This is a genomic window from Haloarchaeobius ordinarius (assembly GCF_051801355.1).
Classification (GTDB): Archaea; Halobacteriota; Halobacteria; order Halobacteriales; family Natrialbaceae; genus Haloarchaeobius.
This window is the reverse complement of sequence record NZ_CP196560.1, coordinates 2515304-2528743: the sequence shown is the minus strand read 5'-3', so window position 1 is coordinate 2528743 and position 13440 is coordinate 2515304. Positions and strand designations below refer to the sequence as shown.

Below are 13440 nucleotides of genomic sequence, written 5' to 3'. Positions count from 1 at the left end.
GCCTCGCTCTGCTCTCGCGGCGGGCCAGCTACGGCGTCGAGCGAGCCAATCCGGTGACCCCCGGAGTCGGTCGCATGCCCACCCGAACGCACCACCGACCAGCCCAACCAACAGGCGGCAAATGTTGCTGCAAATGGGGGTGTGTCTACAACCCCAATCGAAGCACGCAACCCCTGGGGTTCGACCGGGGAAGATACCCTTCCAGACGTGGGGGGTTGGGCATGATATATCATGGTCTACTGGGTGGTGTCGATGAGCAAACAGGACACGAGCCGGTCGGTGGTGAAGACCTACGTGCCGAGCTACCAGAAAGCCGAGTGGGCCGACCACGCCGACGAACTGGACATGAGCCAGAGCGAGTTCGTCCGGGCGATGGTCCAGGCGGGCCGACGCAAGTTCGACCTGCCCGACTCACCCGATAGCGAGTCGTCCGGTGGGGGGGCCGACCCGGTATCGGGTGACTCGGAAGGCGGCGACCTCGGCGAGCGGGTCGTCGACATCCTCCACGGTGCTGAGGGGCCCTGTACCTGGGACGAACTGCTGGCCGCGGTGAGCGACGACATCGAGGACCGCCTCGACAGCGCACTCCAGGACCTCCAGGCCGACGGGCGTGTCAGGTACAGCGGTCGAGACGGCGGCTACGTCCCGACCGGGGATGCCTGAGATGACCGACTCCGTCGCGTACTTCCTCGAAGACCAGACCTACCACGGAAAGGCGAAACGGACGCAGGAGGCCTACGAACGGGTCTTGCAGCGGTTCGAGACGTTCCTGGCCGACCCGGACGCCGGCCCCGGTGGCGGGTCGATGACGCCGGCCGAGGCAGATAGACGACAGTGCATGGCGTGGGTTCACTCCCTCAGGGGCGAGCACGCCCCCAGCACGGTCGCCTCCTACGCCTCCTACGTCCACCGGTTCTACGCCTACATGACTCAGGTCGGCGAGTTCGACGCGAATCCCATGGCCCTGGTGGTCGAGGAGATGAACGAATCCATCGACAAGGACCCGACGAGACGCGAACTCACGGTCGACCAGATGCGGGGCTTCGTCGCCGACATCGGGCATCCCCTGGAGCGAGCACTCGTCGTGAGCCTCCTGAAGACCGGGATGCGTGTCGGCGAACTCTGCAATCTGGACCTGCGAGACCTCTCGCTGGCGGTTCCGGAACTCGAGACCGAGTACGACCTCGGTGGTCGCGTCCAGCTGGAGGGCCGCCCGGACTCCATCTACGTGCCGGCGGAACCGGCTCATGGCGAGGAGTACCACGGCGAGGAACGGACTGCGGCCAACAAGCGAAAGCGCTCGACCGTCGTTCCGGTCGACGCCGAACTGAAGCGAGTGCTCGTGGCCTGGCTGGCGATCCGGCCCGACGCGGTTTCACCCGCAGAGCCGCTGTTTTGCTCGACGTCGAGCGACTGGGGCGAACGAATCACCCCCCAGGGAGTCCGCCACATCGTCGAGACCCACGCCAGGGAGCACGGCTGGTACCGAACAGGGGGTGGGGCCGCCGAGAACGTGACGCCGCACTACTTCCGGCACTTCTTCACCACGCATCTGCGGGACCGGACCGGCGACCGTGGTATCGTCAAGTACCTCCGTGGCGACGTGGCGAGCGACATCATCGACACGTACACCCACAACTGGGGCGACCGGGTCCGCGAAGTGTACGAGGCGAACGTCTACTCCCTGCTCTGAGTCGGTTTTTCGGATACACTCGATTCTGCTTCATCGAATCTCGCGACGAGATGGTGTTCGACAGCAGTCCCGTAAACCAAATCTCGCTATACAGAATTAGTCCCTCGCGGTGAAGCTCGCTGACCAACATTTCGTTGTCACAGTCGCCAGCTGCGGCCAGACGGGGCCGAAGCGCTTCGCTGAGCGCCTCTGGGTATTCGTCAGCCTGGCGCAGGCCAACACCTGAAGCGGGTCAGACAATCACTGCGCGAGAGAAGACAGCACCAGCGTCGAAGCGACCCCGGAATCATTTCTCGTCGGGGCGTTCCGGACCACACCAGTCACTCTGAATCCGTCGCGTTCTGGGTCCACGCCGGTCGCTCGATGCTCGTCCTCCCCACGTCACGGTAGACGAGTTGATGCACGACGGTGACCGTCTGCCCATCCCGGGTCGTGATGTACTTGAACGTGAACTCGCGAACCAGCCCTTCCGAGTCCACGATGACGTCGAGGCTGGCGTCGCGGATGGAGGCGTCCGCATCGATGCTGAGCTGGGCCCGGTCTCTGACCGTGTCTCCGCGAAGCCGGAACAGCGGGTCGTCGACACCGCGGGGTGCGTGCCCGAGTCGGTCCACCCGGTCGATGGCGACCGCTTCGAACGCGACCGCGAGGACGTCGGTCTGCTGGCCCCGGAAGAGACCCAGGTCGGTCGGTGAGAACGGGGTCCCGTCGGAATCACGGAGCATGGTCACGTCGGTCTGGTCACCGATGGTCCGGCGGCTGTAGACGGTGTGGCCGTCGGCGAACAACTGCGTCTCCTGGGTCGGCCCGACCCTCGTGCCCGCGGCTCGCTCGTAGTACCGGTACCGTGACCGATTCGCGGGGTAGGACCCGTCGCGGACCAGTTCGCGAAGCACCGTCCCGTTCCAGGACGTCTCGCGGTAGACCGCGGTGACGCGATACCCCACCCCGTCGAGGGCGCGCTCGTGGGTGTCGAGCAACACACCCACGTTCCCGACCTCGTCGCGTCCCGGGTCCGGGTCGAACACCACGGGTGCGCGAGTCTCCGACTGTGTCGCCGTCAGCTCGGTAGTTTGCTCGACAGAGAACGGTGCTCGCGTGGTCCCGTCGTCCGCGAGGCCGCCACAGCCAGCCAGCGCCACGAGGAGCGCGAGGGCGGTGACCTGACGGACTCGCATTGTCTCGGGTTAGCAAGGGACGTGCATCAAGGTTGTGCTGGCGGCTACGTCGTGGTGGTGGTGACGTTGTCTGCGGTGTACTCGTCCACCCAGTCCGGCCGCGTGAGGGTTGTGTGCCCGAGGTCGCGGTAGACGAGTCGCCGTTCGATGAACACCGGTTCGCCAGCGTCCGTCTCCGTCTCGAACGTCAGGTGGTACTCGTAGACGAACCCGCGGTGGTCCACGATGGCCTCGAAACTGGCGTTCTCGACGGTCGCGTTCGGTCCGACAGCCAGGAGTTGTGGGCTCTCCACGGTCTGGGACTCGACGCGGTAGAGCGGTCCTTCCAGCCCGGGCGGCACACGGTCGAGTTCGGTGACGTTCGTGACGTTCATCCCGTCGAAGCCCTGGAAGAGGAACGAGGCCACCTGCCCTCTCCCGCGGAAGACGCCCATATCCGCCGGTGGAACTGGGTCACCGCCGGCTTCGGTCCCTGGAATCGAGACGTTCGTCCCGTTCGCCGTGGTCCGGCGGACGAACGCCTTCGTCCCGTCCGCGTAGATTGTCATGTGCCTCGGCTCGCGGATGGTCGTTCCACCGGTTCGAACGTCGACGAAATAGTGCGATTCGTTCGCCGTGAACGCGCCCTGGCTGTGCTGGCGAACGAGGGTGGTCCCGTTCGCGTGGGTCGCCTCCAGCAGGTACTCGACCCGGTAGCTGGTGTCGCGCAAGACTCGCTGCTGGGCGCTGACCATATCGTTCACGTCCCCGAGTTCGTTCGCAGTCGGGTCGGGGTCGAAGCCGAGGTCGGGCCCCGCCCCGGTCGGCGTACCGGCTGTCTCTGTGGGGTAATCGGTCCCGTCGACGGCGAACGGTTCACGCGTCTGTTCGACGTCGGCGAGACCACCACAGCCGGCGAGGAGGACGACGAGGGTGAGGGTGGCGGCGGAGAGTGGGCGCATCGCTTTCACTTCTCGGGCGTGCGTAATCAGTCTTGATAGGAATCTGCCATCGTCCCGGAGCTCCCGAGGGCTGCCTGGATGGCACCGGTCACGGTTTCGGCGTCGAGTACGGTCGCGCGGTCTCGAACGCTCGCGTACCTCGAATGTAACTCACTGGCGACTCTGGACCGCCACGGCCCGTCTTCGACGACGACCACGGATTCGGCGTCCGCGACGGCATCGATGACCCCCCTGTTGCCGGCTGAGAGGTGTGGTTCGGCGAGGACGACGACGTCGGCTGTCGCGACGGCTTCGCGGAGCGAGGCGACGGTCGTCTCGTCGAGCGCAGCGTACGGGTCCGCGAGCAGCGAGTCGACCCCGAGCAGGCGAGCCGTCTCCACCAGTGCGTCGCCCGGCGGGGCGGGACCGACCGAAACGGTGGCGTCAGCGTTCGCGAGGCGCTCCAGTGTCCGGGCCGCCACCGAACCGTTCCCGACCACGTGGACCGAACACTCGAGCGTCTCGACGGGCCTGGCGAGCGGGGTGACGGTCACGCTCTCGGTGACGGGATTGCGCGTGAGGACGGTCTCGGCGTCGAAGCTCGCTCGCAAGCGCGGGCGCGTGAGGACCGTATCGGGCGCGCCTGCAGCGACGATGTCACCGCCCGACAGCAGGGCGAGTTCGTCGCAGTACCTCGCCGCCAGCGACAGGTCGTGGATGGCGGCGACGGCGGTCTTCCCGTCCAAGACGAGTTCTCGGACGAGTTCGAGCGTCTCGACCTGATGGTTCACGTCCAGACTGGCAGTCGGTTCGTCGAGCAAGAGGACGGGCGTCTCTTGCGCGAGCGCCCGCGCGATGGTCACCTTCTGGCGTTCGCCCCCACTCAGCTCGTCGACTGGACGGTCCGCGAGGTCGGTGATGCCGACGCGGTCGATGGCCTCGTCGACGGCCCGGTGGTCTTCGTGCGTGGCGGTCGTGAACCGCGAGCGATGCGGGGTGCGCCCCATCGCGACGAGGTCGCGCACTGGGAACGAGAACGAAACGGTCGTGTCCTGTGGGACGACCGCGACTCGTCTGCTCGCCGCCCGGGCCGAGAGGCCGTGGATGGATTCGCCACACACGTCGACCGACCCGGATTCGGGCGTGAGTGCCGCGCTCATCGCCCGCAGGAGCGTGGTCTTGCCTGCGCCGTTCGGCCCGACGAGGCCGACGAACGTTCCCGGGTCGACCGAGAGCGACACGTCGTCCAGAACCGTCGCGCCGCCGTAGGACACGGTGAGGTCGTCGACCGAAATCACAGTGCGTGCACCTCCCGGCGCTTCAGCAGGAACAGGAAGAACGGAGCGCCCAGTGCGGCGGTGACGATGCCGACGGGGAGCACTTCTGCGGTCGAGCGTGCGACCGTGTCGGTCGCGACGAGGAACGACGCGCCGGCGAGCGCACTCGTCGGGAGCAGGATTCGGTGGTCCGGGCCGACCACGAGCCGGAGCATGTGTGGAACCACGAGGCCGACGAAGCCGATGACCCCGGCGACGGCGACTCCCGCGGCCGTCACGATGCTCGCGAGCGTGAGCAACAGCAGTTTGGTTCGCTCGACCGCGATGCCGAGGTGGTGAGCGTCCTCCTCGCCGAGCAGGAGGACGTTCATGTCGTTGGTGTAGGGCAAGAGGAGGAGAAAACCGACCATGCCGATGCCACCGGCGAAGGTCACGTCGCCCCAGGTCGCGGCGCTGATGTCGCCCATTAGCCAGTACAGGGCCTCGCGCAGGCTCTCCCCGCTGGTGACCAGCAGGAAGGAGACGACCGCACCGAGGAACGTCTGGATGGCGACGCCTGCCAACAGGAGGGTTGCGACCGGGGTCCGACCGCGCTCGGTCGCGAGGGCGTACACGAGGAACGCGGTGAGGATGGCACCGACGAAGGCCGCGCCCTCGATGCCGAAGGGGACCGAGAGCGGGAGGACGATGGCGCTGACCGCGCCGACAGCCGCGCCGGAAGAGACGCCCACGATGGAGGGGTCGGCCATCGGATTACGGAAGAAGCCCTGCATGACCGTCCCCGCGGCCGCGAGCGAGAAGCCGACCGTGGCGGCCAGCGCGATGCGCGGGAGGCGGACGCTCGCGACGATGACGCTCGCGGTCTTGGGGACCGAGAACTGGAACAGTGGCGTGGTCTGGAGCGAGAGCCCGCCAGCAAGGGTGACACCGGTCGGGAGGGCGAGCTGGTTCAGCAGCACCTTCGCGACCGTGAGGTAGTCGATGGAGACGGGACCGACGGCGGCACAGACGACCGTGGTCAGGGCTAACAGTGCCGTGAGTCCGGCGGACCAGCCGATCGTCTTCGTCCTCGTCTCCATGGTGTCGGGTCTACTTCGCAAATGCACTTGCTTTAGGTAAATACTTATTGCATACGTCGCGAGTTGGATGTGATGACAGGAACACGGACGCTGCTCGTCGCAGCACTCCTGGTGGTCTCGTCGTTCGGCGTCGTCGCGACGCCGGCCGTCGCGACACCAGCAAACGATTCAACGGCCGCAGGTTGCTCGTTCCCGTTCACCACGACCGACGCGACGGAAACCGAAGTCACGGTCGAACAAGCACCCGAACGCGTCGTCACGGCCGGCCCCGCCGCCGCCCAGACGATGTGGGAAATCGGTGCACAGGCGAGGGTCGTCGGGACGACCCAGTACGCGAAGTACCTCGAGGGTGCCGAGACGACCGCGAACGTCTCCGGCTCGGGCTACGCCTTCATCTCGGTCGAGAAGGTCATCGCCCAGCAGCCCGACCTCGTGCTCGCCTCGAGCATCGTCTCCGACGAGAAAGTCGAGAAGCTCCGCCAGGCCGGTATCACGGTGTACAAGTACGAGTCGGCCAGTTCGCTGGACGAGGTCATCGCCAAGACCGAACTGACCGGCAAGCTCGTCGGAGCCTGTGACGGCGCGGCCGAGACGGTCGACTGGATGGAGACCGAGCGCAAGGTCGTCGAACAGGCCGCCGAGGGCCAGGAGCCACAGAAGGCGCTGTACGTCTTCTACGGCACGACGCCCGGCCCGAACACGTACATCTCCGACCTCATGACCACCGCGGGTGCGACCAACCTCGCGGCCGAGGCCGACCTTGAGTACACGGCCGCGGGCTACGCCCGACTCAACCCCGAGGTCGTCGCCAACATGAGCGTCGAGTGGCTGCTGCTCAACAGTGGCCAGCCCGAGCCTCGCATCCCCGACTCCGAGGCCTACCAGAACACGCTGGCGGTCCAGCAGGGACAGACCATCGTGATGGACGAGAACCAGGTGAGCCAGCCCGCACCGCGGAGTTTCTTCGTGATGCGCCAGCTCTCGAAGACCTGGTACCCTGACGCCTACGCCGAGGCGAACGCGAGCATCCGTGGCGAGGCAGGCACAACCACAGGGACCGCCACGACGGCCACGACGGCCTCTGCCGGTGATACGACGGCGATGACGGACCAGACGGCGACCGCCACTGACGAGGATGACGCCACTGGTGCGGACAGCGACGATGCCGGGTCGCCCGGCTTCACCGCCGTCGGTGCCGTCGCCGCACTGGCCGTGCTCGGCGCACTCGCCCGGCGCGACTGACCCCCGCTTTTTCTCAGATTCGACGCGGAGAGTCCGAAAGGCCGATACCGGGTGACCTCGTCCGACCGCACATGGTCGAGAACGTCATCTGGCCCGCGTACCTCGACGCGGAACTCTCCCGGTCCGGTGGTCGGCGCGTCCCCGAGGACCTCGCCGTCTCCGAACCGACCGTCGACGAGATCGCGAAGGCCGTCCAGCAGGTCGGGTACGACGCCCGAATCGAACGCGACGTCGCGTATCCGCGCGAAGGCTACCAGGGACGCGGTCGCGTCCTCGTGAAGAACCCGACGGACGACTCGAAGAACGACATCGTCCAGGCCGTGGCGGCCTACGTGAACGCCCTGCGCGAATGAAGCGCGTCGGGACGGTCGTCCGGTCGGCACAGGGGCTCGCCATCGCTCGAACCGACGACGAGGACCACCCTCGCATGGGTGAGACCGTCATCGACGAGTCGCTAGACACGGTCGGGCGCGTCGTCGACGTGTTCGGTCCCGTCTCGCGGCCCTACGTCGCCATCTCGGGCGACACCGACCCCGCGCTCTTGCTCGGGCAGACGCTGTACGCCCGGTAGACCGGGGAACGCGAGGGTGGGTCGGGCGAACGCAAGGCCGAAATAGCACGGGTTAGAACCCTCGCGCATGAACGACCGCTATCGGATTTTCGGGGCCGTCGGCCTCGCAGTCACCATCTTCGTGCTGGTGCAACTCGGCGCGCTCTCGCTCGTGGAGCCGTTCAAAGAGGGCGGCCGACAGGTCGTCGAGAACCCACAGGACGCGACGAACAGTCTCGTCTACATCGGCGCCATCCTCGTCGCGACCGCCGGGATGCTGGCCGCGTTCAAGTTCGACCTCCAGTGGCTCATCCGCGGGTTCATCATCCTCACCAGCGGCATGCTCTCGTTCTACGTCTTCGAGACGCTCATGCCAACGACCGTCGCCCTGGCAGCCGGTGGCGTCGTCGCGCTCGGGCTGCTCGTCTATCCCGAGTGGTACGTCATCGACACCGCTGGCGTCGTGATGGGGTCGGCCGCGGCCGGCCTGTTCGGCATCAGCTTCGGGTTGTTCCCTGCCATCGTCCTGCTCACCATTCTCGCGGTCTACGACGCCATCTCGGTGTACGGTACCGAGCACATGCTCACTCTCGCCGAGGGCGTCATGGATATGAAGGTGCCAGTCATCCTCGTCATCCCGACCACGCTCTCGTTCTCGTTCCTCGAACTGTCCGCCGGGAGTGACGATGAGGGCGACAGCACCGATGGCGACACGGTGGCAGCAGACGGAAACGGGACGGTCGAGGCCGAACCGGCCGCTGGCGACGCGGACGAACCCGAAGGCGCCCTCGACCGTGACGCCTTCTTCATCGGCCTCGGCGACGCCGTCATGCCGACCATCATCGTCGCCAGCGCGGCCTACTTCCACAGCGGTGCAACGGACACCGTCGCCCCACTCGTCACGGACCCTATCCTCCTGAACCTGCCCGCACTCACCGCGATGATCGGTACCATCGCCGGTCTGCTCGTCCTCCTCTGGATGGTGATGAAGGGCAAGGCCCACGCGGGGCTCCCCCTGCTGAACGGCGGCGCAATCGGTGGCTACCTCGTCGGCGCGCTCGCGGCCGGCGTGCCGCTGATGGCGGCGCTCGGATTGTAGTCACCTCCCGGTCAGGGGTACCCCTTTTTGGCGTCCTGTACTACGGTTCCCTGTGTCCGAGTTGGATTCGCAACTGACGGCCGTCCGGGCGGCGGCAGTGGCCGCCGTCTTCGGTCTCACGGTCGCACTCATGGTCTTTCTGCCGAAGTCGGGCTACCGGCTCTCGCGGCTCGTCCTGTTCGCACTCCTCGCGGGGGCGGGGTGGCTCGGCGTGTTCGGCGCGTTTCGGGAGCGGTTCCGGCTCGTCCTCGCGAGCGTCTTCGTCCTGCTCGCGCTCGGCTCCTGGCAGTTCACCGTCGGGCTGTTCGTCCTGCCGGCGGTCGTCCTGCTCGCGTGGTGTGCGGTGCTCGTCCGGGAGGAGAATTCGTCCAGGCGACACGACGCGCAGTCGTAGACCGACTACACTTCGACGGAGTGGCGGCCAGCCGAGCGCATTTCCGAGAGCGAAACCCCCATCGTGCAGACACGCGACCATCGACCATGGACGAACCCAGGGTCGCGATCGTGGCCGCGGCAGGGCGAGGCATCGGCGCGGCATGCGCCCGCAGGCTCGCAGATGACGGCTACACCCCGGTACTGCTCTCGAAGTCGGGCGCTGCCCGTGACGTGGCCGACGACCTCGGCGGCGTCGGCTTCGAGGGGTCGGTGACGGACCCGGCCGACCTCGAAGCCCTCGTCGAGGCCGCGACGGACCGCTACGGCCGCATCGACGTGGTCGTGAACAACACCGGGCACCCCGCGACGGGGGACCTGCTCGACATCTCGGACGAGGACTGGCACGACGGCCTCGACCTCGTGTTGCTAAACGTGGTCCGGATGGCTCGCCTCGTCACACCCGTGTTCGAACGACAGGGCGGCGGCAGCATCGTGAACGTCTCCACGTTCTCGGCGTTCGAGCCGTCGCTCGACTTCCCCGTCTCGTCGGTGCTGCGGGCCGGTCTCGGCGGGTTCACCAAACTCTACGCCGACCGCTACGCGAGCGCGAGCATCCGGATGAACAGCGTCCTGCCGGGGTACACCGACAGCTACGAGATAGACGACCAGACCCGCGCGGAGATTCCGATGAGTCGGTCTGCGAAGACAGCAGAGATAGCCAACGTGGTCGGGTTTCTGGCCTCGGACGCCGCCAGTTACGTCACGGGCCAGAACGTCCGCGTCGACGGCGGGCTGACCGACGGCGTCTGAGCCAGTCGCCCCGGCGAACCGGACTCACTCGAATGCCCGCACCCAGTGGTGGTCCGGGTCGACCGTCAGAATCGTCTCCCTGAGCCATCCGCGTGGCTCTGGTGCGAGGTGGGGCAGGACGCGGTCGAAGTCGGCCTCGTCGTGCTCGCCGAAGACAGGCAGTTTGTAACAGAGGACGATCTCTGGTGCCAGAAACGGGATGCCGGTGTCCGAGACGCGAACGACCTTCTCGCGGTCGCGAGTCACCCGTGAATCCCGCCGGAAAACCCACTGCTCCCCGTCGTGCTCGGTGAGCAAACATTCCAGCTGGGGCAGTTCGAAGGCGTCGTTGCGGGCGTGAAGTTCGTGAGACGGGAGGTCGAGTGTCTCTCCGTCACTCCACGGTTCCAGCCGGTCTTCGCCCGGTCTCGCCACTTCGAAGGTCCAGTCGGCGAGGTGCTCGCGCAGGGCGTGCTGGTCCTCGCGGAAGACCGCGACCTCTACGTCCCCGTGGGGACGGCTCTGCTCGCCGAGGAAGCAATCGAGCGCCCACCCGCCCGCGATGGCCCACGGCTGGTCGAACGAGCGAAAGCGGTCTGCGACCGCGTACACGTCGTTCCACGTGGTTTCGCGGGACATGTCGTTCGTCAGGTGTACAGTATCCGATATGAAAGTATCGACTGTTCACGGCCGTATCGACGGCGCTTTCAGTGCACGCGGCCAGGAGCGGAACCGGACAGCTCCGACGTCTTTCGCCGGACGACGGCGGCGTAGCCCACCAGTATCGCAGCGAGGGCGGTATCCACGAGTTCGACGGTGAACAACAGCGGCGGCATCGGATCCGGCGAGGTCGGAAAGACCGCGAACAGGTCCAGCAGGTAGACCACGATGTAGCAGGCGGCGACCCCGATGGCTGCCGGGACCGCGCCAGACCGTCCCCGCCAGAGGGCGGCTGCCGTCGCGAAACTCGCCATTCCCAGCGCCACGAGGAAGCCGTTGAACCCCCAGTAGACTGCGGGCGAGAGGTGTGCGAACGACCGCGTCTCGATGGGCCCCCACGGCGCGAGTGAGATGAGCAACCCCGTGACCACGAGCAACAGCAGTGCGAGTCTCCGATGTGAACCGTCTGACATACACGACGACGTTGGAGCCGCACGGCGGTGAGAATCACCCCGAGTATGCGAGGTGTATTTATCCTGCCCGGACGATTCTCCGGCGATGCGAAGCACGACCGTGACGCTCACCTGGGGAGACTCCGGCCTCCACCCACTCTACGACGCCGTCGCGTCCGCCACCGACGTCGCCGTCGACGCGCTCTACTACATCAATCCAGTTCAGAACGGCGGCTACGCCGAGTTGATACAGCTACGGGGCGACCTCGACCGGGCACGTACCCTGCTCGGGACGACGCCGGTGGTGGTCGAGTTCGAGGTCTCGGACGCCGGTATCGCGTACGTCCACTACGAGTCGTCACCGCTCGTGGACGAACTCCTGGAACTGCTATTCACTCACGCGGTCGTCCTCGAGTGGCCAGTCACCTTCGTCACCGAGAACGGCGGCCCCGGTGCGCGGGTGACGTTCCTGGGAACGGAGGACGCGATTTCACGGGCCGTCGCCGACATCCCGGCAGCTATCGGGGTTACGCTCGAACGAACGGGGCGGTACAGGGGGGCTGGCCCGACACCAGCGTCGGTCCTGACCGACCGACAGCGGGACGTCCTCGACGCCGCCGTCGCGGCCGGCTACTACGAGGTCCCGCGGCAAACGACTCATCGTGAACTCGCTTCCGAACTCGGCCTTGCCCCGGGGACCGTCAGCGAACACCTCCAGCGAATCGAGTGCAACATCCTCGGAGCCCTCGTCGACGCCTGAACTGGCGCTGTCTCGCTCGACGGACTGGCTCACTCGCCGGTCAGGGCTTCGCTGGCTGGCGAGAGTGTTATCTCCTGGCCGAGGCCCTGCTCGACGGCCATCTCGTACAACATGTACGCCGCAGCGGTCGTCTCGATGCCGGTGCCGCCGGAATCGAACACCGTGATGTCGTCTTCGCTCTCTCTGCCGGGGACCGCTCCGGCGACGACCTCGCCAAGTTCCGCGTAGATGTGGTCTTCGCCGACCACGCCCGCCTCCATGGCGCTGATGAACGACCCGGCGTCCTGGGTGACGCGCTCGCGCAGGTCCGGGACGTACCTCGCTCGCTCGATGGTCGTATGGTCGAGTTCGCGTTTCTGGGGATGGTACTGTCCCATCGCGGTGACGTGCGTCCCGGGGTCGAGGATGTCGCCGTCGAAGACGGGTTCGGAGGCGGTCGTCGCGGTGACGACCACGTCCGCGTCCTCGACGGCGGCGGCGGACGAGGCGACGGCGGCGACGGAGGCCTCGTAGCGTTCGTTCATCTCGGCGGCGAACGACTCCCGGTTCTCCTTCGTCGGGGAGAAGACGTTCACCGTCTCGAAGTCACGAACCGTCATCGTCGCCTTGAGCTGGCCGCGAGCCTGCGCGCCGGTGCCGATGACGGCGAGCTTCGAGGCGTCGTCGCGTGCGAGCGCGTCCACTGCGACCCCGCCCGCGGCACCGGTCTTGAACGGGTTCATGCTCGCGCCGTCGATGAGCGCGAGCGGTTCCCCCGACTCGGCGTCGAACAGCGGCGTCATGAACCACGCGTCGACCGCCCCGAAGCCGGCGGAGTACATGTACCCGCCCATCGCGCCGGTCTCCGGAAGGACCGCGGAGTAGCTGAACAGCATCCCCGGCGGGTCGTCGTTGCGGAGTGTCGTCCGTGGTCTGGCGGGCGCACCCTCGCCTCGCTGGCGGTAGGCGTCACGGACGGCGTCGACGTATTCTGCGGGCTCAGCCAGTCCGGCGACGTCGTCACTGGTCAGGAACAGCGCGTTCGTCATGGACGGAAAATCGATAGCCAGCGACTAAAAGGGCTGTGCTGGGTACGTTGGTCAGTCGGCGTTCGGTGCGGGCGCAGAGGGCGTGTTCGTGCTCTCGGTCGACGGGGCGACGTGGTCGACCGGTCCGCGGACGAACATCGCGTGTCCGATGAGCAGTGCGGCGGTGAGCGCCGCGATGGGTACTGCAGCCTCTACCTGCAGGTTCGTGAGTGTGGTGAGCGCGCCGGTGCCTCCGAGGAGGGAGAGTGGAATCAGCCCTAGGACGATGTCGTAATACCCAGTCATAACGTATTAGAAAATATGGGGAATAAGGATATAAAGCTTTCGCCGATAGGAGC

17 protein-coding genes are annotated in these 13440 nt (G+C 66.7%); 9 read left to right on the top strand and 8 right to left on the bottom strand.

The features are described 5' to 3' along the window. The first annotated feature begins 252 nt into the window (after positions 1 to 252). Both ACSC1R_RS13220 and ACSC1R_RS13215 read left to right on the top strand, forming a co-directional pair. Positions 253 to 663: a DUF5805 domain-containing protein gene (locus tag ACSC1R_RS13220; RefSeq protein ID WP_439026201.1), complete on the top strand. Its 411-nt coding sequence runs from the start codon at positions 253 to 255 to the stop codon at positions 661 to 663. Continuing rightward, positions 656 to 1693: a tyrosine-type recombinase/integrase gene (locus ACSC1R_RS13215; protein WP_439026200.1), complete on the top strand. Its 1038-nt coding sequence runs from the start codon at positions 656 to 658 to the stop codon at positions 1691 to 1693. Before ACSC1R_RS13220 ends, ACSC1R_RS13215 begins: the two co-directional genes overlap by 8 nt. A 320-nt stretch (positions 1694 to 2013) precedes the next feature. Here ACSC1R_RS13215 and ACSC1R_RS13210 read toward each other — a convergent pair whose 3' ends face one another. The 4 genes from ACSC1R_RS13210 to btuC are packed head-to-tail and all read right to left on the bottom strand — an operon-like array spanning position 2014 to position 6147. Further along, a complete protein-coding gene (locus ACSC1R_RS13210) occupies positions 2014 to 2871 on the bottom strand; it encodes a hypothetical protein (RefSeq protein WP_439026199.1) in 858 nt (285 codons plus the stop codon). A gap of 44 nt (positions 2872 to 2915) precedes the next feature. After that, positions 2916 to 3812, bottom strand: coding sequence for a hypothetical protein (locus tag ACSC1R_RS13205; RefSeq protein WP_439026198.1), 897 nt, complete (start codon positions 3810 to 3812; stop codon positions 2916 to 2918). 26 nt (positions 3813 to 3838) lie between these two features. Further along, positions 3839 to 5089, bottom strand: coding sequence for an ATP-binding cassette domain-containing protein (locus ACSC1R_RS13200; RefSeq protein ID WP_439026197.1), 1251 nt, complete (start codon positions 5087 to 5089; stop codon positions 3839 to 3841). Further along, positions 5086 to 6147, bottom strand: a complete 1062-nt coding sequence (gene btuC / locus ACSC1R_RS13195) for a vitamin B12 ABC transporter permease BtuC (RefSeq protein WP_439026196.1) — start codon at positions 6145 to 6147, stop codon at positions 5086 to 5088. The genes ACSC1R_RS13200 and btuC overlap by 4 nt, the downstream gene beginning before the upstream one ends. A gap of 72 nt (positions 6148 to 6219) precedes the next feature. On the opposite strand from btuC, the gene ACSC1R_RS13190 reads away from it, so the two are divergent. From ACSC1R_RS13190 to ACSC1R_RS13165, 6 genes are all read left to right on the top strand, one after another. Next, positions 6220 to 7389, top strand: coding sequence for a PGF-CTERM-anchored ABC transporter substrate-binding protein (locus ACSC1R_RS13190; RefSeq protein WP_439026195.1), 1170 nt, complete (start codon positions 6220 to 6222; stop codon positions 7387 to 7389). 71 nt (positions 7390 to 7460) lie between these two features. Then, positions 7461 to 7742: a signal recognition particle subunit SRP19 gene (srp19, locus tag ACSC1R_RS13185; RefSeq protein ID WP_439026194.1), complete on the top strand. Its 282-nt coding sequence runs from the start codon at positions 7461 to 7463 to the stop codon at positions 7740 to 7742. After that, entirely contained in the window at positions 7739 to 7960 is a 222-nt protein-coding gene (locus tag ACSC1R_RS13180) for an H/ACA ribonucleoprotein complex subunit GAR1 (RefSeq protein ID WP_439026193.1), read from the top strand. Before srp19 ends, ACSC1R_RS13180 begins: the two co-directional genes overlap by 4 nt. A 67-nt stretch (positions 7961 to 8027) precedes the next feature. Further along, the gene (locus tag ACSC1R_RS13175; protein WP_439026192.1) at positions 8028 to 9038 is read left to right on the top strand and encodes a presenilin family intramembrane aspartyl protease PSH; all 1011 of its coding nucleotides are present in this window, start codon (positions 8028 to 8030) and stop codon (positions 9036 to 9038) included. A 52-nt stretch (positions 9039 to 9090) separates the two neighbouring features. Beyond that, positions 9091 to 9432 carry a hypothetical protein gene (locus ACSC1R_RS13170; protein WP_439026191.1) on the top strand — a complete coding sequence of 114 codons (342 nt, stop codon included), beginning with the start codon at positions 9091 to 9093 and terminating at the stop codon, positions 9430 to 9432. 86 nt (positions 9433 to 9518) lie between these two features. Continuing rightward, on the top strand, positions 9519 to 10223 hold the full coding sequence (locus tag ACSC1R_RS13165) for an SDR family oxidoreductase (protein WP_439026190.1): 705 nt from the start codon (positions 9519 to 9521) through the stop codon (positions 10221 to 10223). A 24-nt stretch (positions 10224 to 10247) separates the two neighbouring features. Here the strand turns inward: ACSC1R_RS13165 and ACSC1R_RS13160 are convergent, their stop codons facing one another. Both ACSC1R_RS13160 and ACSC1R_RS13155 read right to left on the bottom strand, forming a co-directional pair. Next, positions 10248 to 10841, bottom strand: coding sequence for a nucleotidyltransferase domain-containing protein (locus ACSC1R_RS13160; RefSeq protein ID WP_439026189.1), 594 nt, complete (start codon positions 10839 to 10841; stop codon positions 10248 to 10250). Between the two features lie 68 nt (positions 10842 to 10909). Next, on the bottom strand, positions 10910 to 11335 hold the full coding sequence (locus tag ACSC1R_RS13155) for a hypothetical protein (RefSeq protein WP_439026188.1): 426 nt from the start codon (positions 11333 to 11335) through the stop codon (positions 10910 to 10912). Between the two features lie 85 nt (positions 11336 to 11420). On the opposite strand from ACSC1R_RS13155, the gene ACSC1R_RS13150 reads away from it, so the two are divergent. Beyond that, positions 11421 to 12074 (top strand): helix-turn-helix domain-containing protein, encoded by a 654-nt coding sequence (locus ACSC1R_RS13150; protein ID WP_439026187.1) that lies wholly within the window; start codon positions 11421 to 11423, stop codon positions 12072 to 12074. Between the two features lie 29 nt (positions 12075 to 12103). On the opposite strand, the gene ACSC1R_RS13145 is transcribed toward ACSC1R_RS13150, so the two are convergent. Then, positions 12104 to 13102 carry an ornithine cyclodeaminase family protein gene (locus tag ACSC1R_RS13145; protein WP_439026186.1) on the bottom strand — a complete coding sequence of 333 codons (999 nt, stop codon included), beginning with the start codon at positions 13100 to 13102 and terminating at the stop codon, positions 12104 to 12106. 51 nt (positions 13103 to 13153) lie between these two features. Further along, complete coding sequence (locus ACSC1R_RS13140) at positions 13154 to 13387, bottom strand: hypothetical protein (RefSeq protein ID WP_439026185.1); 234 nt, start codon at positions 13385 to 13387, stop codon at positions 13154 to 13156. Between the last annotated feature and the right edge of the window lie 53 nt (positions 13388 to 13440).